Raw genomic sequence first — 21,165 nt, 5'->3', positions numbered from 1 at the left:
AGCAGATGGTCGTGGAGGGTAAAACCTCCAGCTAACTCAAGGTCAAGGATTTTGTTGACGATGAAACCACCTTCCTCCCAGGAACGCCTGCTCAGCGTCGGCCAGCTGGCCGCCCGTAGCGGCGTGGCCGTGACCGCCCTGCACTTCTACGAGACCAAGGGCCTGATCCACAGCACCCGCAACGCCGGCAATCAGCGGCGCTACCCACGGGCCGTGCTGCGCCGAGTGGCGGTAATCAAGATGGCCCAGCGCCTGGGCATCCCCCTGGCCGACATCGCCAACGCCCTGGATACCCTGCCCTGCGACCACACGCCCACCGCCGACGACTGGCAGCGCCTCTCGGCACGCTGGCGCGACGACCTGAGCCGGCGTATCGACGAGCTGGTGATGTTGCGCGACCAGCTCGATGGCTGCATCGGCTGTGGCTGCATGTCGCTGAAAGAGTGCCCGCTGCGCAACCACCATGATCGCCTGGCCGATGAAGGCCCCGGCCCCCACCCACCGAGCCAGGATTGAGGATCAGGCGCTGAAGACCGATGACCGCGTTGGCGTTCGCCTATGCCGATGTCTTCAGCACCCGTTCTACCCCTCAGATCACCACATTACGCACGAAACGCACCGCCTCCTCGCCATCGTTGCGATAGGCGTAGCGGCAATCGCTGGGGAAGACGAAGAACTCGCCCTTGCCCAACTGCTGCTCGCCGCCTTCGATGACCAGCGTCAGGCGGCCTTCGGTCACATAGATCTGCTCGCTCCACCCAGCGGCATCTGCCTCGCTGGCGTAGCACTCGCCAGGGGCGAGGGTCCATTCCCACAGCTCGACCTCGCGCCGGGCCGGGCTGCTGCCCAGCAGCACGGCGCGGCTGGCAGGGTGCACGCCGGCCCAGGCCAGCTCGTCGATACGGCTGGGATCGCGGCGGTCGGGGGCCTGGATCAGGGTGCTGAACGCCACCCCGAGCGCTTCGGCGATCAGGTCCAGGGTGGTGAGGCTGACATTCTTCTCGCCGGCCTCGATGGCCACCAGCATGCGCCGGCTGACCCCGGAGCGTTCGGCCAGGGCGGCCTGGCTCAGGCTGGCGTCACCGCGCAGGCGGCGAACATTCTGGCTGACATGCTGCAGCACCGAAGCCCGGTGCTCGGAATCTTTGTGCACTATATTGCTCACTGGTAGGGGGTGCGCAGTATACTGCCCACTTTGCGGCGAATTGTGCGCCGCCCCTTCCGAGTGCGCAAGACCATGAGCCAGGCCTCCCCCAGCAAGCCCGCCGTCACCTTCCGCCTGAGCAAGGCCGAACTGGTGCTGGTGTTCATCACCATGCTCTGGGGCGGCACCTTCCTTATCGTGCACAACGTCATGACCGTCAGTGGCCCGATGTTCTTCGTCGGCCTGCGCTTCGCTGCCGCCGCGCTGTTCGTCGGCCTGGTGTCGGCCCGCTCGCTGGCAGGACTGACCGCCACCGAACTCAAGGCAGGGGTCCTGATCGGCGTGTCGATCATGCTCGGCTACGGCTTGCAGACCATGGGCCTGCAGACCATCAGCAGCAGCCAGTCGGCATTCATCACCGCGCTCTATGTGCCCTTCGTGCCCTTGCTGCAATGGCTGGTGCTGGGCCGCCGCCCAGGCCTGATGCCGAGCCTGGGCATCGGCCTGGCCTTCGCCGGGCTGATGCTGCTGGCCGGCCCCGAGGGCGGCGCGCTGCACTTCAGCGAAGGCGAGCTGGTGACGCTGGTCAGCGCCGTGGCAATCGCCGGCGAGATCATCCTGATCAGCCGCTACGCGGGCAAGGTGGATGTGCGTCGGGTCACCGTGGTGCAGTTGGCCACCGCCTCGGCGCTGTCGTTCCTGATGATCGTGCCGACCCAGGAGCAGCTCCCCGACTTCTCCTGGCTGCTGCTGGCCAGCGCGGTGGGCCTGGGCGCCATGAGCGCGGTGATCCAGGTGGCGATGAACTGGGCGCAGAAGTCGGTCTCGCCGACCCGCGCCACGCTGATCTATGCCGGCGAGCCGGTGTGGGCAGGTATTGTCGGGCGGATTGCCGGCGAGCGTTTGCCTGGCGTGGCGTTGATCGGCGGGGTGCTGATCGTGCTGGCGGTGGTGGTGAGCGAACTGAAGGTTCGTCGCCAGGATGAGGCAGAGGCGTTGCCGGACGATCACACGCGTCAGCGCGAGACGGGATTGTAACCCTCCTGCACTTCCTCGGGGCTGCAACGCAGCCCCACGGCAACGCTGTCACCCGCTATGCTTTGTAAAAAACTGTTATAAAAAAACAGCTTTTCACAGCACCTTTGTACGATCCTGCAACTGCTTGCGTGTTGGTGATCCCCCCCCCGGCACGTATGATCCTTGGCAAACTTCTCAGAACAGAACGCTATGTCATTGATTGTGCTATTGCTTCTGCCCTTCGTGGGCAGTTGCCTGGCGGCTGTCCTGCCGCACAACGCACGCAACGCCGAGTCCATTCTCGCCGGGCTCGTGGCCCTGGTCGGCACCGTCCAGGTGGCGTTGCTGTACCCTCAGGTGGCCGATGGCGGGGTGATTCGCGAGGAATTCCTGTGGCTGCCCAGCCTGGGCCTGAACCTGGTCCTGCGCATGGACGGATTCGCCTGGCTGTTCAGCCTGCTGGTGCTGGGTATCGGCAGCCTGGTGGCGCTGTATGCGCGCTACTACATGTCGCCGCAGGACCCGGTGCCGCGATTCTTCGCCTTCTTCCTGGCATTCATGGGCGCCATGCTCGGCCTGGTGATTTCCGGCAACCTGCTCCAGCTGGTGTTCTTCTGGGAACTGACCAGCTTGTTCTCGTTCCTGCTGATCGGCTACTGGCACCACCGCGCCGACGCCCGCCGCGGCGCCTACATGGCGTTGATGGTGACAGGGGCCGGCGGCTTGTGCCTGCTGGTCGGGGCCCTGCTGCTCGGCCATGTGGTCGGCAGCTATGACCTGGACAAGGTCCTGGCTGCCGGCGACATCATCCGCCAGCATGCGCTGTACCCGGTGCTGCTGCCCCTGATCCTGATCGGCGCCCTGACCAAGAGCGCGCAATTCCCCTTCCAGTTCTGGCTGCCCCATGCCATGGCGGCGCCCACTCCCGTATCGGCTTATCTGCACTCGGCGACCATGGTCAAGGCCGGGGTGTTTCTGCTCGCCCGGCTGTGGCCCGTGTTGTCGGGCAGCGAGGAGTGGTTCTGGATCGTCGGCGGCGCCGGTGCCGCCACCCTGTTGCTCGGCGCCTTCGCCGCGATGTTCCAGAACGACCTCAAGGGCCTGCTGGCCTACTCGACCATCAGCCACCTGGGCCTGATCACCCTGCTACTGGGCCTGAACAGCCCCCTGGCAGCGGTCGCCGCGGTGTTCCACATTCTCAACCACGCCACCTTCAAGGCCTCGCTGTTCATGGCTGCGGGGATCATCGACCACGAGAGCGGCACCCGCGACATCCGCCGCCTCAGCGGCCTGTTCCGCCTGGTGCCGTTCACCGCCACCCTGGCCATGGTCGCCAGCGCGTCGATGGCCGGGGTGCCGCTGATGAACGGCTTCCTGTCCAAGGAGATGTTCTTCGCCGAAACCGTGTTCATTACCTCCACCGCCTGGGTCGAAGCCGCCTTGCCGGTGATTGCCACCCTCGCCGGGACCTTCAGCGTGGCCTATGCGCTGCGCTTCACCGTCGACGTGTTCTTCGGGCCCACGGCCGAAGACCTGCCGCATACGCCCCACGAGCCACCCCGCTGGATGCGCGCGCCGGTCGAACTGCTGGTGCTCACCTGCCTGGTGGTCGGCATCTTCCCGGCACAATCGGTCGGCCCGCTGTTGGCCGCCGCCGCCCTGCCGGTGGTAGGCGGCACCCTGCCGGAGTACAGCCTGGCCATCTGGCACGGCTGGAATGCGCCATTGATCATGAGCCTGATCGCCATGAGCGGCGGTATCGTTCTCTACCTGCTGCTGCGCAAGCAGCTGCAACGCGGTCGCTTCCCCCACCCGCCACTGATCGAGCGCTTCAATGGCAAGCGCCTGTTCGAGCATGGCCTGGTCCGCTTGATGCTGCTGGCACGGCATCTCGAGCGCCTGTTGACCACCCGCCGCCTGCAGACGCAGTTGTTCATGCTGGTGCTGGCGGCCTTCATCGCCGGCTTGACGCCACTGCTGTACAGCGGCCTGAGCTGGGGCGAGCGGCCGAAGATCCCCGGCTCCGGGGTGTTCGTCGCGCTGTGGCTGATCGCCATTGCCTGCGCCATCGGCGCCGCCTACCAGGCCAAGTACCACCGTCTCGCGGCGCTGATCATGGTCGGCGTCTGCGGCTTGATGACCTGCATCACCTTCGTCTGGTTCTCCGCGCCCGACCTGGCCCTGACCCAGCTGGCAGTCGAAGTGGTGACCACCGTGCTGATCCTTCTCGGCCTGCGCTGGCTGCCACGGCGTATCGAAGGCGTCTCGCCGCTGCCCGGCAGCCAGGACCGCGCCCGTCTGCGTCGCTTGCGCGACCTGCTGCTGGCGGTGCTGGTCGGCGGCGGCATGGCCCTGCTGTCCTACGCCATGCTCACCCGCCCCACGCCCAACGACATTTCCTCGTTCTTCCTCAGCCGCGCGCTGCCGGAGGGCGGGGGCACCAACGTGGTCAATGTGATGCTAGTGGACTTCCGTGGCTTCGATACCCTCGGTGAAGTCACCGTGCTGGTGGCAGTGGCGCTGACCGTGTTCGCCCTGCTGCGCCGTTTCCGCCCGCCCAAGGAGAGCATGCAGTTGCCGGCTCAGCAGCGGCAGCTGGCACCGGACGTGGTCACCGACCTGGTCAACCCGCGCCACGCCACCGACACCGCGTTGGGCTTCATGATGGTGCCGGCCGCCCTGGTGCGCCTGCTGCTGCCGATCGCCCTGCTGGTGTCAATGTACCTGTTCATGCGTGGCCACAATCAGCCCGGCGGCGGTTTCGTCGCGGGCCTGGTGATGTCGGTGGCATTCATCCTGCAGTACATGGTCGCCGGTACCCAGTGGGTCGAGGCGCAGATGAGCCTGCGCCCGCTGCGCTGGATGGGCACCGGCCTGCTCTGCGCCACCCTTACCGGCGCCGGCGCGATGCTGCTCGGCTACCCGTTCCTCACCACCCACACCGCCCACCTGCACCTGCCGCTGCTGGGTGACGTGCATGTGGCCAGCGCGCTGTTCTTCGACATCGGCGTGTACACCGTGGTGGTCGGCTCGACCCTGCTGATCCTCACCGCGCTGGCCCACCAGTCGGTGCGTGCCTACCGCCCCGCCAAGTCCAGCCAAGCAGGAGCCGCCTGATGGAAGAAGTCATAGCAGTCGCCATCGGTGTCCTCGCCGCCTCGGGGGTCTGGCTGATCCTGCGCCCGCGTACCTACCAGGTGATCATGGGCCTGTGCCTGCTGTCCTACGGCGTCAACCTGTTCATCTTCAGCATGGGCAGCCTGTTCATCGGCAAGGAGCCTATCATCAAGGACGGCGTGCCCCACGATTTGCTGCACTACACCGACCCGCTACCCCAGGCGCTGGTGCTGACGGCCATTGTCATCAGCTTCGCCATGACCGCGTTGTTCCTGGTGGTGCTGCTGGCTTCGCGCGGCCTGACCGGCACCGACCACGTCGATGGCCGGGAGCGTGACGAATGAGCGGGATGAACCAACTGATCATTGCGCCGATCCTGCTGCCGCTGCTCACCGCGGCGCTGATGCTGCTGATTGGTGAGAAGCACCGCTGGCTGAAGGCGCGCCTGAACCTGTTGTCCACCGCCCTCGGCCTGGGCATCGCCGTGACCCTGCTGATGTGGGTGCGCACCCAAGGCCAGGCCGAGTCCATCGGCGTCTACCTGCCAGGTAACTGGCCGGCGCCGTTCGGCATCGCCCTGGTGCTCGACCACCTGTCGGCGCTCCTGCTGACGCTGACCGGCATCATCGGCCTGAGCGCCCTGCTGTTCGCCCGGGCCCGCTGGGATGGTGCCGGCGCCAGCTTCCACGCGCTGTTCCAGATCCAGCTGATGGGCCTGTACGGCGCCTTCCTCACGGCCGACCTGTTCAACCTGTTCGTGTTCTTCGAGGTGCTGCTGGCGGCCTCCTACGGCCTGCTGCTGCATGGCTCGGGGCGGGCACGGGTCAAGGCCGGGCTGCACTACATCGCCATCAACCTGTTCGCCTCGTCGCTGTTCCTGGTGGGCGCGGCCATGCTCTACGGCGTGACCGGCACCCTGAACATGGCCGACCTGGCATTAAAAGTGCCGCTGGTGCCGGAAGCCGATCGCGGCCTGCTGCATGCCGGCGCGGCGATCCTGGCGGTCGCCTTCCTGGCCAAGGCCGGGGTCTGGCCGTTGAACTTCTGGCTGGTACCGGCGTATTCGTCGGCCAGTGCGCCGGTAGCCGCGCTGTTCGCGATCATGACCAAGGTCGGGTTGTACGCCATCCTGCGCCTGTGGACGCTGCTGTTCTCCGGCCAGGCCGGCGCCTCGGCGTTCTTCGGCGGGGACTGGCTGGTGTATGGCGGCCTGGCGACCCTTGCCGTGGCGGCCATGTCGATCCTCGCGGCGCAGCGTCTGGAGCGCCTGGCGGCCCTCAGCATCCTGGTATCCGCCGGCACGCTGCTGGCCGCCGTCGGTTTCGGCCAGCCGATCCTCACCGGCGCCGCGCTGTTCTACCTGGCCAGTTCCACCTTGGCCCTGTGCGCGCTGTTCCTGCTGGCCGAGCTGGTGGAGCGTTCGCGCTCGGCCAACGAGGCGCCGCTGGAAGATGAAGAAGGCGCAATGCCTTCGCCGCTGGAGTCGCTGCACCCACCCAAAGGCATCAACCTCGACGATGAGCAGCAGGTGGTGATCGGCCAGATCATTCCCTGGACCATGGCCTTCCTCGGCCTTGCCTTCATCGCCTGCGCCCTGCTCATCATCGGCATGCCTCCCCTGTCGGGCTTCATCGGCAAGCTGAACCTGATCAGCGCGTTGTTCAACCCGCAAGGCATGGGTGTCAGCCCGGAGCAACCGCTGGGCGTCGCGGGCTGGACCCTGGTCACCCTGTTGGTGCTGTCCGGCATGGCCTCGCTGATCGCCTTCGGCCGGGTGGGCATCCAGCGCTTCTGGAAGCCCGAGGAACGCCCCTCGCCGGTGCTGCGTCGCTATGAATGCGTGCCTATCGTCATTCTCCTGGGCCTGTGCATCTTCCTCAGTCTCAAAGCTGAGCCGCTGCTGCGCTACACCCAGGACACCGCCGCGAGCCTGAGCACGCCGGAGGCCTACGTCAAGGCGGTGATGGCCACCCGGCCACTGCCCGGCCCGACCACCCTCAGCGCGGAGGCGCAGCCATGAGCCGACTGTTCCCTGCGCCGCTGCTGTCCGTCGCACTGTTCGTACTGTGGCTGCTGCTCAACCTCTCTGTCAGCCCAGGTAACCTGCTGCTGGGTGCCGTGCTGGGCGTCCTCGCGCCGATCCTGATGGCCCCGCTGCGCCCGCAACACGCCCACGTGCGCCGCCCCTGGGCAATCGCCAAGCTGATTGGCCGGGTAGGCCTCGACGTGATCCATTCCAACCTGCTGGTGGCCCGTGGCGTCCTGCGCGCGGGCAGTACCCCACCGCGCTCGGCGTTCGTGCACATCCCGCTGGATCTGCGCGATGCCCATGGCCTGGCAGCATTGTCGATGATCACTACGGTGGTGCCCGGCACCGTCTGGTCGGAACTGGCGCTGGATCGCAGCGTACTGCTGCTGCACGTGTTCGACCTTGAAGACGAAACGGCCTTCATCGAACACTTCAAGCACACCTATGAACGCCCGCTGAGGGAGATCTTCGAATGAGCGGCCTGCTCGCCTATGCCGTCCTCACCAGCCTGTTCATCTTCGCCATCGCCATGGGCCTGGCGCTGATTCGGGTGTTCCGCGGGCCGTCCGCCCAGGACCGGGTGCTGGCACTGGACTACCTGTACATCCTGGGCATGCTGATGATGCTGGTGCTGGGTATTCGCTACGCCAGTGACACCTACTTCGAGGGCGCGCTGCTGATCGCCCTGTTCGGCTTCGTCGGCTCGTTCGCCCTGGCCAAATTCCTGCTGCGTGGCGAGGTGATCGAATGAACGAAGCTATCGAACTGCCGTTCTGGCTGGAACTGCTGGTATCCACGCTGCTGCTGCTGGGCAGCCTGTTCGCGCTGATCGGTGCCATCGGGCTGGTTCGTCTGAAAGACTTCTTCCAGCGCATGCACCCGCCCGCGCTGGCTTCGACCATCGGTGCGTGGTGCGTGGCGGCGGCCTCGATCCTGTACTTCTCGGTGCTCAAGCAGAGCCCGGTGCTGCATGCGTGGCTGATCCCGATCCTGCTGTCGATCACCGTGCCGGTGACCACGCTGCTGTTGGCCAGGGCCGCGCTGTTTCGCAAACGCACCTCGGGTGAAAACGTACCTGAGGAAGTCAGCAGCGGGCGCGATCGCGGCAACTGAGGCTCATGCTTGGCTCAAGCGCTGCAACTCGCGGCGTACCATGGCGGCAAAAGGCGGCGGGCTCATCCGATAGAGCTCGCCGGCGACCCAGGCCAGCCAGCCGCCGTGCAGCGCCTCTCGGCGCGCAAGCAGGCGCTCGGCCTCCTCCACCGCACGTGCCTGGTGCAGGCGGTGAAAGTCGGCCCGCGAGCCCGCGGTGGGCTCGTCGATCATTCGCTGGCCTTGAAGGTGGTCAACTCGCCCTTGCGCCATTTGGCGACCTTGCCGGTCACCGCCTTGAGCAGTTTGCCCAGGCCTTCCTGCACCTGTTGCTGGGCAGCGAACACCAGCATCACGCCATGCCCGTCGCGAAACACGATACCGTCGCCTTCCGGTACCGAGACGAAGGCGTAGTCGCCCTGGCCATAGACGTTCAGCTTGATCTCGCGAAAGCGCAACTCCAGCTTGCCACCCTCACGGCTGGGCAACACCGCGGCACGGAAGTGGTCACCCACCTTCAATTCGAGGCGCTGCTTGTCGTCGACCACCATGGCGTCTTCGGTGTCGATTTCGGCCATGTACAGGCCTTCCGGGTTCTGCTCGGTGACATAGATGAAACGCCCGTGGAACAGCTTGACCAGCTGTGCGCGCAAGTCGCCCAGGGCGAACAACGCATGGGTATCCAGTGTACTGACTGCCAATGAAGGGCTCCTCACATCGATTGCAACGGCCACGCCACGGACACAAGTTGCGTCAGGTGACAGGCACTTTTTAGTCAAGGTCCGCAGGACCGTGGAAACAAGCGACAAAGCGTCCACGCGCAACGGCGCAAGGGCAACCAGGAAGCAGTTCACCCAGCCACCGCCCGGCGATGCGAAGTAAGCTTCGGCTCGATTCCGCAAAGGGAAACGTAATGTCCGACAGCGCAAATGCCGGAAAGGATGCGACAAGCAGCACCAGTTCTTTCGCCAGAAAGGAATGCTGGCCTTCAGTCGCGCATTACAGGAGAGCGAATATGCACGAAAACACTGAAACCCGTCGAGAGGCACGTAACATTTCCGGCCATGATATGCCTCGCTATATCGTCATTCCCGCCGGTGTCGCCTTCTACCACATCGCCGAACGCGATACGGGCCGGGTCAGGGGTTTTCGCCAGTGCCACGAGCAGGCTTGCGCACTGGCCCGACAATTCGAGCGCTGAACGCCTCAGGCCGCGTTGCAGCTGTCCAGCAGGTCCAGCCAGGCATCCCGGCATTCCAAGGCTTCGGCGCGGCTGGCGAATGCTGTGCCGCGACGCTCGCCATCGACCAGTACCACCCAACACACACGGTTGCCCAGGGCCTGCATTGAGCGCGGCACGCCAGTCCCGATCATGACGGCGACATCGACTTGGCTATTCATCATTCCCTCCGGAATTTAATTAGCAACCTAACGATGCACGCATGATACGGCCTGCCCTGCCTGGGAAAAAGCGCCGCCAGGTACAGCTGTATTGCAATTCCGGCAACAAATCCGCTCAATCCAATTGCGCGGATCTGGCCTTCGACACGTGCTGCCAGCCCCGTAATCTGTGCAAGCTGCACACCGGTTTGCTCGACCCGGTACCTAGCTCATCGGCCACCGCGACGCCACGTCCGTGCTCGCCGACACGTGGCGCCTGGATGGCGGCGGCCACGCTTGATGCAAGGCAAGAAAACACGAAGGCCCCAGGGATCGCTCCGCGGGGCCTTGCACAAGGCGTTGAATCAGACCTGCCGCTGGTGGCGGTCGAGCTGTTCGTGACGCTCCTGGGCTTCGATGCAGTACTTGGTGGTCGGGCTGATCAGCAGGCGCTTCAGGCCGATCGGCTCGCCGCTGTCGTCGCACCAGCCGAAGCTTTCGTCGGTGATGCGGTCCAGCGCCATCTCCAGTTGCGGCAGCAGACGCTGGTCGCGGTCGATGGCATTGACCAACCAGGTGCGTTCTTCCTCGACCGACGCCACGTCAGCGGGATCCGACGGGGTATCCAGGCTTTCGATGGCGGTGCGGCTGAGTTCGATGCGCTCGTGAGTTTCGACTTTCATCGCCTGCAGCAGCGCGGTGAAATACGCGAGCTGCTCGGCGTTCATGTAGTCATCGGCCGACATGGCCAGCAACTGTTCCTTGGTCATCGATTTCTCTATGAAAAAATGTGCATATGGGCGATTCGGGTGCCACAGACGGTGGCACGTCGGTGGCGGAATTCTTCAAGCGCCAACCGGCACTCTTTTACAGGGGGCGGAAGTCTAAGGTGCCGCGCGGCAGTGGGCAACAGAAATGACGGGGGATTTGACCGAAATGGCCAGGAATCCGCTAATTGGCGTCGTGGTTTGCCGGGTTTGCGCGTCTGTCGGGCGTCTCAGTGCAATATGCCGCAACAAACACGGTGCTGTCAGCCCCGCCCAACGTCCCACACCTCGGGACGCAGTCACCACCGCTGGTTCTGCGCAGCTATCCGCGGACTGGGTAGTAGTCGGCTAAAGCCCCGGCAAGCACGAAAAATCGCCTGATGTGCCTCTTTCAAACACCAGGCCAGGACCATGACCGACAACCTGCACCACCGTATAGCCCGCTCCAGCAACCTGGATTGCAAGGTCGCCCTACGCTTCAGTGATCGCCCGGTACTACTCGACGCCGCTGATCAGATCCTGCGCCAGCAATGGCAGCGGCACTTGCCAGACAACCCCTATGACCCGCTCGCGCTGTATTTGGCAAGCCGCCATCCACGCACGGGTGACACCTGGGTGCGCCCCTTGTCGCACGTGCTCGTAGAGCGCTACTGCGCAAAAAAGACCATGAACCTGAGCGATGGCGAAAACTTCGTCACCACCCACGTGGATGGGGATCCGGCCTGGCAGGTGGACATCGACCTGCATCCGGTCGAGTTGCTGATCGACGAGGCCGGGCCGTTTCTGCTCGAGGCCTATGAACAATCGCTGACTGCCTACTGGAGCGCCTTCGATAACAGCGGGCAGACACCCTGGCAATGGTATGCAGCGTTCCTGCGTGCTCAGTTGCAAACCGCTGTCGACGCTCACCGTAGCGCGGGGAGCCTTCCCGGTTTCGCCCTGGCAGTCGCCACCTTGGTGCATGACCAGCCATTCGCGCAAGGACTGGACAGGTGGAGTAACACGGCAGGTCTGAAGGTTTCCCATCTTGGCGTGGATTTCTCTGCCGATGGGACGCTCGATATCGACCTTGCCAGCGCCTTGCTCATCGAACACGCCGATGGTGATCCCACACGCGATCTGACCTTGCTCTTCACGTTGGCCGGCAAGCTGTACAGTTTCAAGTCCCGTCAGGACATGCTCGGGGCGATTGGCCGCTACTGGCCCGCCGCGCCCCACCACGCCCCACGCCAGGTCAGCATCAGCCTATCGAGCCAAGGGCACTTCGAAACCCAGGCACTGGGCCTGCTCGATCAGCAGTTGCGGGTCATCACCCACCGTGCGGGGCAGTATCGAACCAGGCTCGATGCCCTCAACATGAACCTGGACCTGGACCGGCTGACCTCCATGATCTCCCTGTGCAGCGAAGTCGAGGCCACTAAACGCCAGAGTTTGTTGCAGCATCTGCCAAACTGGCTGCGCAATGCCCAGAGCCGCTCGCTGATACACTTCAGCACGCTGCTCCTCGATGTCGCCCAAGGGTGTCAGGACAACCAAGGCCAGTTCTGGCTGGATGGCGTCGACAACGCACAAGGCTTTGCCAACCGGCAACTGGCTGCACGCTTCGCGGCTGATCACCCCGATGACAGTGTCGATCCCATGCATGTCAGGGTTTGCAACTACCAGACCACCGGCGTCGCCGCGCCTGCCCAAGGCGGGGTCTTTACCACTGGCGAGGTGACGCCGGTCGAGTACACACTGGCCCAGCTGGCAATCGGCAACCTCGGCCTGCTCCGACCGGGCCGGGTCGAACTGCGTTCGACTGACCCGAGCCCCTTGCCCGAATGGATGACCGAGAGCTACCTGCGCAGCGTGGTCAGCGAGCTGGACATCGGTGCAAGCTACCCTGCCATGCTGCGCCGCAAGCTGCTGGACGATCCGAACGGGCGCGTGGCTCGTCAGCGCCTGCTCACCACTCAATTGCGCAGCCAGCTGCCCGCGTTGGCACAGGAGCTTTATCTACGTGGCAAACTGCCGGACCAGCAAGCTGCCAGCCGTATCGCCCAAGTGTTCTGGACGGCCGAAGATGACGAAGCCCGACGCTGGATCATGCGCCCGCTGGGTTTCATCAAGTCGCCTGGAGCATCGGTGGATCACCCCTGCAACACCTGGCTGATCGAACCGCTGTCCGCCGGCGCCGAGACCTGCCTGCTGTACCGTCCGCTGCATGAGGACACACTTCTGCAGTTCAGCGATCGGCTGGCGCTGTTCGTCGCCATCAGCAGCCCCGGCAAGCTGCAGGATGACCTGCTGCAACGCCTGGCGCCCGAGAACCGACGATTCTATGCCCATGGCGGCTTTCTGGAGCCTCATCTGTTCGTGGTACTCGAGGACACCAATGCGCTGCCATGGGGCACACCGGCGCCGGTGGAGCTGGCGAGGGAAGCCCCCGTCGCCGACCCTGGTGCGGCGCTCTACCTGGCTTGCGTGAACGAATCACTGCAGCACTTCGAAGAACATGCAGCAACCACCGCGCAAACCCGCTGGGCGCGCTGGAAGGAATTGGGATTGCTGCTGTTCAACACCCTGCTGCCACTCGCCGGTGGCACGCTGGGCAAAGTGGCGTGGCTGGCGCAGATGGAGGTGGCGCTGGCCGAGTACGTGGACGCGGATGCCGAACGCGAGCCGAGCAGGTATCGCCTCTCCATCGTCAACCTGTTGATCAACATCTCCATGCTGCTGTTCACTCATTCGTTGTTCAGGCTGCGCCAGGAGCAAGGTGAAACGGCGCCGTTCTCTGCTATCGCCGCCCACCTCACTGAACCCGAATCCTTCGTGCCCGAGCCACCGAAGGTCAGGCAGCCTGCCGACAGCCACCTCGATTTCGCTTGGGCGCGCCCCACGCAAACGCTGACCAACGCCCAGCGCGATTCGCTGAATGCGTTACAAGCCGCCGTCGCCGCCAGCTCGCTCGGCACTCCGGTCCCCAGCGGCGCGCTGCGCGGCCTGTACCTGCACGACAGCAAGCTCTACACGCAACTGGGCGGCAAAGTGTACGAAGTCGAGCTCGGCATGCCCCGCAACCAGATGCGTATCGTCGGCCCAGACCATGAGCATGGCCCGTGGTTACGCCGCGACGAGGTGGGTCGCTGGCAACTGGACCTGCGCCTGGCACTCAAGGGGGGCATGCCATTGGCAGGGCGGATACGCAGGATGCAACTGGACAAGGAAAGTGCCCTGCGCACAGTCAATGAGCAGATAAAGGCGGACAAGGACACCATATCCGAGAAGATCAAGCAGCAGACCACCGTCGAGAAAATCGCCGCCGCGACCCAGGACGACACCACCTTGCAGACCTGCCAAGAGAAGTTGCAGGCGCTTTCCGACTTTTGGACCACGCACATCGAGCGGCTGAAAACCCGCAATAGCTTGGAACCGCTCAAGGATTTCAAGAAGGTCCACGCCTTCGCGGTCTATCAGGACAGTTTCTGTCAGCGCTTGCAGCGCAAGATCCTGCACATGCGCTACCAGCCGGTGCGCGAGCAACTGCTGCAGCTTGCCAGGCAACAACAGCAGGGCATGGACCTCTCTGCCAGCGACGCGAGAATCGCTGCCAGTCGCTTGGACACGCTGGCACCGCTGATCGAGCAGATGATCGACAACAACACCCGCCTGCGCCAGAACCAGGACACCCTGAACAAGCTGGCGAGCCCGCAGCAACCCGAGATACTGCAATGGAGCAAGCTCGCTGCGACCATGCCCGCCACGGCAGAGCGCGACCTGATCTTGCGCTTCCTGCGGCTCGAAGCGCTGGTCAACCGCATGACGCTGGTACACGGGCTCAGCGGCGACGCGCCGTTCTGGCGAGACCGTTTCTGGAGCAACGTCGAGCTGGGCATCGCCCAGCGCGCCAAACTGTTCAGGTTGGTTGACGCCGACGAGGAAGTCGCAGTCCGATTGTTGCGCAGCATCCTCGAACAGTTCCAGGCCGCGGCCCGTCAACTGGGGCACTTTGCCGAGCAGATCAGCGCAGATGCCGCGCAACGGACGATGCGCCAACTACAAGAACAGGTTGACTGGATCCTCTCACGCATCAAGCAGGAGCTCGCCGAACTGCCTGACTACCCGTCGATCAGCACGCTGCAACAACTGCGCAAGAAAGTACCGGGGCTGATCGACACCACAGAACACGGCCTGCTGCTGGCCGAGCCCCGAGCGGATGACGCAAACACCGTTGACATTCCAGGCCCGGACAACAAGACCATCACCCGCACCTACCACCTCAAACAGGGCGAATGGGTCGAGCTCCAACCTGCCCAGGCAGCCACCCAGCGCGCCGGGCAAAGCCTCAAGCGCCTGCTCAACGGCAGCGACAGGCTGATGAAATCTGCCCGCGATGAGGTGGCAAGGCTGCAAGCGGTTTCGAGCCGCTACCTGCCGGTTGAACTAGAGGAGAGCGTGCGCCACCAGCAGGAACGCTTGCAAGCCCGTGCCGATGCCATCGAAGCCCGCCTGACCGAGGACAACGAGACCGATGAGGCGCTGGGCGGCAAGGATGCCGAGCAGGTGGCGCGTGCCCTGCGCAGGCTGGCCGACGAGCTGCAAGGGCAGGCAACGCAGCTGCGCGTGGCGGCCGCCATGGCGCAGAAACCGCGCATGGGTGAAGTAATGTTCCTGGTCGAGGGTAAGCATGTGCAGATCAGCAGGGTCGGCAGCCGTACCCGCCTGGCCAGCGTCAAGGGCAGGCCAGCGGACTTCCTCGACGAATATGGTATCAGCCATGACGGGCAGGTGTTGTGGTATGCGCACTTTCATTATCGGGCGATGAACGCTGCAAAAGCCGACTTCACCGCAGGGCACCTCAAACTCGCCGCGCAACGCCATATGCCGGGGCATCGCTACGTCGACGTAAGCGGCACAGTGGTGGAAGTGTACCGCGCCCCGATCACCGCTTCAGCCGCTGCACGGTACTTCTTCAACCTATGATCCGACGGGCGCGGCGAATGCCGCGCCCGTCACGTCAACGGTCCTTGAACTGTGCTTCGCGCTTGGCGATGAAGGCTGCCATGCCCTCTTTCTGGTCTTCGGTGGCAAACGCGGCATGGAATACCCGGCGTTCGAAGCGCACGCCTTCGCTCAAGGTCACTTCGAAGGCGCGATTGACGCTCTCCTTGACCATCATGCTCACCGGGATCGACTTGGCCGCAATAGTCGCTGCCACTTTCAGCGCCTCCTCCACCAACTCAGCCTGCGGCACGATGCGCGCCACCAGGCCAGCGCGCTCTGCTTCCTCGGCGCCCATCAGGCGCCCGGTCAGGCACAGTTCCATGGCCTTGGCCTTGCCCACCGCGCGGGTCAGGCGCTGGGTACCGCCCATGCCCGGCAACACGCCCAAGTTGATTTCCGGCTGGCCGAACTTGGCATTGTCGGCGGCGAGGATGAAATCGCACATCATCGCCAGCTCGCAGCCGCCCCCCAGGGCGAAGCCCGATACCGCGGCAATGATGGGCTTGCGCCGGTTGGCAATCCGGTCGGCATCGCTGAACAGGTCGTCGACGTAGATCTGCGGGTATTGCAGCTCGGCCATTTCCTTGATGTCGGCGCCTGCGGCGAAGGCCTTGGCGGAACCGGTGAGCACCACGCAGCCGATGTTCGGGTCACGCTCGAGCTGGTCCAGGGCCTGGTTGATCTCGCCGACGATCTGCGCGTTCAGCGCGTTGAGCGCCTGCGGACGGTTGAGGGTGATCAGGCCGACCTTGCCGTGGATGTCCAACAGGATGGTTTCGAATGCCATGCAGTCTGCTCCTTCAAAGATTGCGCGCAATGACCATGCGCTGAATGTCGCTGGTGCCTTCGTAGATCTGGCAGACCCGCACGTCGCGGTAGATGCGCTCCAGCGGGAAGTCGCTCAGATAGCCATAACCGCCAAGCGTCTGCAAGGCATCCGAACAGACCTTTTCGGCCATTTCCGAGGCGAAAAGCTTGGCCATCGAGGCTTCCACCAGCGCCGGGCGCCCGGCGTCGCGCAACGCGGCGGCGTGCAGCACCATCTGGCGCGCCACGGCGATTTTCGTCGCCATGTCGGCCAGGCGGAAAGCCACGGCCTGATGTTCGATCAGCGGCTTGCCGAAGGTCTGGCGTTCGTTGGCGTAGTCGCGGGCCACTTCGAAGGCGGCGCGGGCCATGCCCACCGACTGCGAGGCGATGCCGATCCGTCCGCCTTCGAGGTTGGCCAGGGCGATCTTGTAGCCCTGCCCTTCCTCACCGAGGCGGTTGGCCACCGGCACGCGCACGTTGTCGAAGATGATCTGGCAGGTGTCGGAAGCATGCTGGCCGAGCTTGTCCTCGACCCGCGCCACCTGGTAACCCGGTGCATCGGTGGGCACGATGAAGGCCGTGATACCGCGCTTGCCGGCATCCGGGTCGGTGACGGCGAAGACAATCACCACCCCGGCATTCTGTCCGGAGGTGATGAACTGCTTGCTGCCATTGAGTACGTAATGGTCGCCGTCCAGGCGAGCGCGGGTCTTCAGGCTGCTGGCATCGGAGCCGGCCTGGGGCTCGGTCAGGGCGAACGCGCCGAGCATCGAACCGCTGGCCAGCGGCGCGAGGAACTGCTGCTTCTGCGCCTCGCTGCCGAACTTGAGGATCGGCACGCAACCCACCGAGTTGTGCACACTCATGATGGTCGAGCAGGCGCCGTCGCCGGCGGCGATCTCTTCCAGAGCCATGGCGTAGGCCACATATCCTGTTTCGCTGCCACCGTACTGCTCCGGCACCAGCATGCCGAACAGGCCAAGCTCGGCCATTTCCTCAATGGCCTCCTTGGGGAAGCGGTGTTCCTTGTCCCACTGCTCGGCGAACGGCTTCAGCCGCTCCTGGGCAAACGCCCGCACTGCGTCAGCGATCTGTTGTTGCTCGTCAGTTACCAGCATGATTCACCTCAGTACAGGCATTCGACGGCCATGGCCGTCGCTTCGCCACCGCCTATGCAGATGGCCGCCACGCCACGACGCAGGTTGTTCTGGCGCAGGGCCGACAGCAGGGTCACCAGGATACGCGCGCCCGAGGCGCCGATCGGGTGGCCCAGGGCGCAGGCGCCGCCATGGATGTTGACCTTGTCGTGGGGCAGGTCGAGGTGTTTCATCGCCGCCAGGGTGACCACGGCGAAGGCCTCGTTGATCTCGAACAGGTCGACCTCGGAAAGGCTCCAACCGGTGCGTTCCAGCAGCTTGTCGATGGCACCTATGGGGGCTGTCGGAAACAGCGCCGGGGTGTCGGCGAAAGCCGCATGACCATGGATCACCGCCAGAGGTTTCAGGCCACGCTTCTCGGCTTCGGAGCGACGCATCAGCACCAGCGCCGCAGCACCGTCGGAGATGGAACTGGAGTTGGCCGCAGTGACGGTACCGCCTTCACGGAACGCCGGCTTGAGCTGCGGGATCTTGTCCAGGCGCGCTTTCGGCGGCTGTTCATCATCCTTGATGACGCGCTTTTCCCTACCCTCGGTGACTTCCACCGGGACGATCTCGGCAGCGAAGCGACCATTCTTGATGGCGTCCTGCGCCCGGGTCAGCGAAGCGATGGCGAAGTTGTCCTGGGCCTCGCGGCTGAATGCACCGTTCTGCGCACAGTCCTCGGCGAAAGTGCCCATCAGCCGACCCTTGTCGTAGGCATCTTCCAAGCCATCCATGAACATGTGGTCGATGATCTTGCCGTGCCCCATGCGGTAGCCGCCGCGGGCCTTGTCCAGCAGGTACGGGGCGTTGGTCATGCTCTCCATGCCACCGGCGACGATGACGTCGGCGCTGCCGGCGAGCAACTGGTCATGGGCCAGGATCGCCGCCTGCATGCCCGAGCCGCACATCTTGTTCAGCGTGGTGCAGGTGGTGTGCTTGTCGAGCCCGGCGCCGAGTGCCGCCTGGCGTGCCGGAGCCTGGCCCTGGCCAGCCGGCAGCACGCAGCCGAACAATACTTCCTGGACGCTGGCGGCATCGATGCCGGCGCGCTCGACGGCGGCACGGATCGCCGCGCTGCCCAGCTGCGCGGCGGTCAGACTCTTGAGGTCGCCCTGCAGGCCACCCATGGGCGTGCGCACGGCGCTGACGATAACGATCGGATCATTGGCGAGGGTCATGTTCTTTGCTCCTTACTTGGCAGCCATGCGCAGCGCGCCGTCGAGGCGGATCACCTCGCCGTTGAGCATGCTGTTCTCGATGATATGGCGGGCCAGTGCCGCGTATTCCTGCGGGCGGCCCAGGCGCGGCGGGAACGGCACCCCGGCAGCCAGCGAAGCTCGCACTTCCTCGGTCATGCCGGCCATCATCGGGGTTTCGAAAATGCCTGGGGCGATGGTCATCACACGGATGCCAAAACGCGCCAGCTCACGGGCGGCCGGTAAGGTCAGGCTGGCGATGGCGCCCTTGGAGGCGGCATAGGCCGCCTGGCCGATCTGCCCATCGTAGGCGGCGATGGAGGCCGTGTTGATGATCACGCCACGCTCACCGCCCTCGTCCGACTGCCCCTCTGCCATGGCCGCGGCAGCCAGGCGCAGCAGATTGAAGCTGCCGATCAGATTGACGTTGATAACCTTGGCGAAGCTACCCAGGGCGTGCGGGCCGTTCTTGCCCAGGACCTTCTCGGCACCGACGATGCCGGCGCAGTTGACCAGACCATGCAGGCTGCCGAAGGCGCTGACGGCGGCAGCGACGGCCGCCTTGGCCGCCTGTTCGTCACTGATGTCGGCCACCGCGAATCGGGCATTTGTGCCCAGCTCGGCGGCCTTGGCCTCAACTGCCGCAGCATTCAGGTCGACCAGCATGACCTCGGCGCCGGCCTCGATGAGCATCTGCGCGGTGGCGGCGCCCAGGCCCGAGGCCGCGCCGCTGACGATGAAGTGTCTGTTCTGGATTTGCATGGTGATTTTCCTTCAGACGCCCGCAGCGATCGGCTGCGCGGCTTGTTGTCGGGCGATTTCCTGATTGCGCAGGATGAAGCGTTGCAGCTTGCCGCTTGGGGTCTTGGGCAGCTCGCCGACGAATTCGATTTCACGCGGGTAGGCGTGGGCGTACAAGCGCTGGCGCACGTGTTGGCGCAGGGTTTCCTCCAGCTCGGCACTCCCTTGATAGCCCTGGCCGAGCACCACGAAGGCCTTGATCAGCTCGGTGCGCTCCGGGTCGGGCTTGCCGATCACCGCCGCCTCGACCACCGCCGGGTGTTCGATCAGCGCGCTCTCCACGTCGAACGGCCCGACCCGGTAGCCGGAAGTGGTGATCACATCGTCGCTGCGGCCAACGAAGCTGATGCTGCCGTCCGGGTTCAGTTCGACCGTGTCGCCACTGAGGTAGTACTTGCCGACGAACGCCTTGGTCGGCAGCCCGTGGTAGCCGGCAAACCAGCACAGCGGCGACTGCTCGCGGTCCACCGCGAGGATGCCGGGCTGGCCGGCGGGCAGTTCGTTGCCCTGCTCATCGAGCACCACGATGCGGTGGCCAGGGATGGCGAAGCCGGCCGACCCCATGTGCACCGGGTGCTCGAGTTCATGATGGTTGCACAACACCATGCCCAGCTCGGTCTGGCCGTAGTGGTCGTGGATGGTCACCCCCAGTTCGCCGGCGAACCAGCGGATCACTTCGGGGTTCAGTGGCTCGCCAGCGCTGCTGACCACCCGCAGGCGGCCCTTGATCGGCGCCGAGAAGGTGCTGCCTGCAGCGATCAGCAAGCGGTAGGCCGTGGGTGAACCGGCCAGGTTGGTGATGCCGAGCTTGTCGATGACCCGTGCGCAACTCTCCACGCTGAACGGTCCATCGTAGAAAGTGGTGGCATGGCCCAGTGACAGCGGTCCGGTGACCGCGTAGTACAAGCCGTAGGCCCAGCCCGGGTCGGCCAGGTTCCAGAAGTTGTCCTCGGGACGCAAGCCAATGGCATCGCGCATGTAGCCCTGAAAGGCGACGATGGCCCGCAGTGGCACTTCCAGCGGCTTCGCCGGGCCCGTGGTGCCGGAGGTGAACATCAGCAGGAACGGATCGTCGCCGCGGCGCATCACGGGCTCGCAGACGCTGCTCGCAGCCTCCAGCGCCTGGTGGAAATCCAGCTCGCCATTGCCTGCCCCGACCGTGATGATGAACGGGCAATCCGCCACGTCATCGAGCTTGGGCCGGTTGTTGCAATCGGTGATCACTACCTTGGCATGGGACTGCTCGAGGCGGTGCTCGATGGCCTTGGGGCCAAATGCAGTGAACAGCGGCTGGTAGACCGCACCTAGGCGCCAGGTGGCGAGGATGGTTACCAGCAACTCGGGCGTGCGCGGCATCAGCCCGGCGACCCGGTCGCCGGCCTGGACCCCTTGGTCTTTGAGCACATTGGCCAGGCGGCTCGCCATACCCTGCAACTGGTCGAAACTGTAACGCCCACTGTTACCGTCACGGTCTTCCCAGATCAGGGCGGGCTGGTCGCCGCCGGTGTGCCGGTCGCAGCATTCGACACAGGCGTTGAGGGCCTCGAAGTTGCCATGCAGCGCCGCATCGGCGGCCCGGGCATGGTCGAACGAGCGAGCAGCCTCGGCATAATCGCGCATTGTCGGACTCCTGGTTTCTTGTTTTTGGAGTTGAACCATCGGTCCGACGATGTTCGCGCCACGT

Annotated in this window: 20 protein-coding genes; 10 read left to right on the top strand and 10 right to left on the bottom strand. The window is 64.7% G+C overall.

The features are described 5' to 3' along the window. Positions 1-60: 60 nt before the first annotated feature. Complete coding sequence (gene soxR / locus DFS21_RS23340; protein ID WP_110703565.1) at positions 61-516, top strand: redox-sensitive transcriptional activator SoxR; 456 nt, start codon at positions 61-63, stop codon at positions 514-516. A 73-nt stretch (positions 517-589) separates the two neighbouring features. On the opposite strand, the gene DFS21_RS23335 is transcribed toward soxR, so the two are convergent. After that, on the bottom strand, positions 590-1,153 hold the full coding sequence (locus tag DFS21_RS23335; RefSeq protein WP_111533224.1) for a helix-turn-helix domain-containing protein: 564 nt from the start codon (positions 1,151-1,153) through the stop codon (positions 590-592). 84 nt (positions 1,154-1,237) lie between these two features. Here DFS21_RS23335 and DFS21_RS23330 point away from each other — a divergent pair, with 84 nt between their 5' ends. The 7 genes from DFS21_RS23330 (at position 1,238) to DFS21_RS23300 (ending at position 8,420) form a co-directional block, all read left to right on the top strand. Then, on the top strand, positions 1,238-2,182 hold the full coding sequence (locus DFS21_RS23330) for a DMT family transporter (RefSeq protein ID WP_110703561.1): 945 nt from the start codon (positions 1,238-1,240) through the stop codon (positions 2,180-2,182). Between the two features lie 189 nt (positions 2,183-2,371). Then, positions 2,372-5,278, top strand: coding sequence for a monovalent cation/H+ antiporter subunit A (locus DFS21_RS23325; RefSeq protein ID WP_110703560.1), 2,907 nt, complete (start codon positions 2,372-2,374; stop codon positions 5,276-5,278). Continuing rightward, on the top strand, positions 5,278-5,622 hold the full coding sequence (locus DFS21_RS23320) for a Na+/H+ antiporter subunit C (protein ID WP_023632557.1): 345 nt from the start codon (positions 5,278-5,280) through the stop codon (positions 5,620-5,622). The genes DFS21_RS23325 and DFS21_RS23320 overlap by 1 nt, the downstream gene beginning before the upstream one ends. Further along, complete coding sequence (locus DFS21_RS23315; protein ID WP_110703558.1) at positions 5,619-7,298, top strand: monovalent cation/H+ antiporter subunit D; 1,680 nt, start codon at positions 5,619-5,621, stop codon at positions 7,296-7,298. The genes DFS21_RS23320 and DFS21_RS23315 overlap by 4 nt, the downstream gene beginning before the upstream one ends. After that, the gene (locus tag DFS21_RS23310; RefSeq protein WP_102683673.1) at positions 7,295-7,783 is read left to right on the top strand and encodes a Na+/H+ antiporter subunit E; all 489 of its coding nucleotides are present in this window, start codon (positions 7,295-7,297) and stop codon (positions 7,781-7,783) included. Before DFS21_RS23315 ends, DFS21_RS23310 begins: the two co-directional genes overlap by 4 nt. Next, on the top strand, positions 7,780-8,058 hold the full coding sequence (locus DFS21_RS23305; protein ID WP_046854843.1) for a K+/H+ antiporter subunit F: 279 nt from the start codon (positions 7,780-7,782) through the stop codon (positions 8,056-8,058). Before DFS21_RS23310 ends, DFS21_RS23305 begins: the two co-directional genes overlap by 4 nt. Beyond that, positions 8,055-8,420 (top strand): Na+/H+ antiporter subunit G, encoded by a 366-nt coding sequence (locus DFS21_RS23300; RefSeq protein WP_046854842.1) that lies wholly within the window; start codon positions 8,055-8,057, stop codon positions 8,418-8,420. Before DFS21_RS23305 ends, DFS21_RS23300 begins: the two co-directional genes overlap by 4 nt. A 3-nt stretch (positions 8,421-8,423) precedes the next feature. Here the strand turns inward: DFS21_RS23300 and DFS21_RS23295 are convergent, their stop codons facing one another. Beyond that, on the bottom strand, positions 8,424-8,633 hold the full coding sequence (locus DFS21_RS23295) for a hypothetical protein (RefSeq protein ID WP_102683675.1): 210 nt from the start codon (positions 8,631-8,633) through the stop codon (positions 8,424-8,426). Next, entirely contained in the window at positions 8,630-9,100 is a 471-nt protein-coding gene (locus tag DFS21_RS23290; protein WP_046854840.1) for a hypothetical protein, read from the bottom strand. Before DFS21_RS23290 ends, DFS21_RS23295 begins: the two co-directional genes overlap by 4 nt. Positions 9,101-9,312: 212 nt before the next feature. Here DFS21_RS23290 and DFS21_RS26575 point away from each other — a divergent pair, with 212 nt between their 5' ends. Beyond that, complete coding sequence (locus DFS21_RS26575; RefSeq protein ID WP_146603171.1) at positions 9,313-9,600, top strand: hypothetical protein; 288 nt, start codon at positions 9,313-9,315, stop codon at positions 9,598-9,600. A 5-nt stretch (positions 9,601-9,605) separates the two neighbouring features. Here DFS21_RS26575 and DFS21_RS23280 read toward each other — a convergent pair whose 3' ends face one another. Together DFS21_RS23280 and DFS21_RS23275 are read right to left on the bottom strand one after the other, a co-directional pair. Then, positions 9,606-9,800, bottom strand: coding sequence for a hypothetical protein (locus DFS21_RS23280; protein ID WP_110703554.1), 195 nt, complete (start codon positions 9,798-9,800; stop codon positions 9,606-9,608). A gap of 344 nt (positions 9,801-10,144) precedes the next feature. Beyond that, complete coding sequence (locus DFS21_RS23275) at positions 10,145-10,549, bottom strand: TraR/DksA family transcriptional regulator (protein WP_110703552.1); 405 nt, start codon at positions 10,547-10,549, stop codon at positions 10,145-10,147. Positions 10,550-10,957: 408 nt separating this feature from the next. On the opposite strand from DFS21_RS23275, the gene DFS21_RS23270 reads away from it, so the two are divergent. Further along, positions 10,958-15,511 carry a hypothetical protein gene (locus DFS21_RS23270; RefSeq protein WP_110703550.1) on the top strand — a complete coding sequence of 1,518 codons (4,554 nt, stop codon included), beginning with the start codon at positions 10,958-10,960 and terminating at the stop codon, positions 15,509-15,511. Between the two features lie 34 nt (positions 15,512-15,545). Here the strand turns inward: DFS21_RS23270 and DFS21_RS23265 are convergent, their stop codons facing one another. From DFS21_RS23265 to DFS21_RS23245, 5 genes are read right to left on the bottom strand one after another with little or no spacing between them, the layout of a single operon-like run. Beyond that, on the bottom strand, positions 15,546-16,319 hold the full coding sequence (locus DFS21_RS23265) for an enoyl-CoA hydratase (protein ID WP_102683680.1): 774 nt from the start codon (positions 16,317-16,319) through the stop codon (positions 15,546-15,548). A 13-nt stretch (positions 16,320-16,332) separates the two neighbouring features. Next, a complete protein-coding gene (locus tag DFS21_RS23260; RefSeq protein ID WP_110703547.1) occupies positions 16,333-17,460 on the bottom strand; it encodes an acyl-CoA dehydrogenase in 1,128 nt (375 codons plus the stop codon). Positions 17,461-17,468: 8 nt separating this feature from the next. Further along, positions 17,469-18,662, bottom strand: a complete 1,194-nt coding sequence (locus DFS21_RS23255; RefSeq protein WP_110703545.1) for an acetyl-CoA C-acyltransferase — start codon at positions 18,660-18,662, stop codon at positions 17,469-17,471. 12 nt (positions 18,663-18,674) lie between these two features. Next, positions 18,675-19,442: an SDR family NAD(P)-dependent oxidoreductase gene (locus DFS21_RS23250; RefSeq protein WP_110703543.1), complete on the bottom strand. Its 768-nt coding sequence runs from the start codon at positions 19,440-19,442 to the stop codon at positions 18,675-18,677. 12 nt (positions 19,443-19,454) lie between these two features. Further along, entirely contained in the window at positions 19,455-21,101 is a 1,647-nt protein-coding gene (locus tag DFS21_RS23245) for an AMP-binding protein (protein ID WP_110703541.1), read from the bottom strand. Positions 21,102-21,165 lie beyond the last annotated feature (64 nt).

The sequence above is a fragment of the Pseudomonas sp. 2848 genome, assembly GCF_003253945.1.
GTDB lineage: Bacteria > Pseudomonadota > Gammaproteobacteria > Pseudomonadales > Pseudomonadaceae > Aquipseudomonas.
Note: the sequence above shows the minus strand (reverse complement) of the source record. Positions and strands in the feature narration are given on the sequence as shown.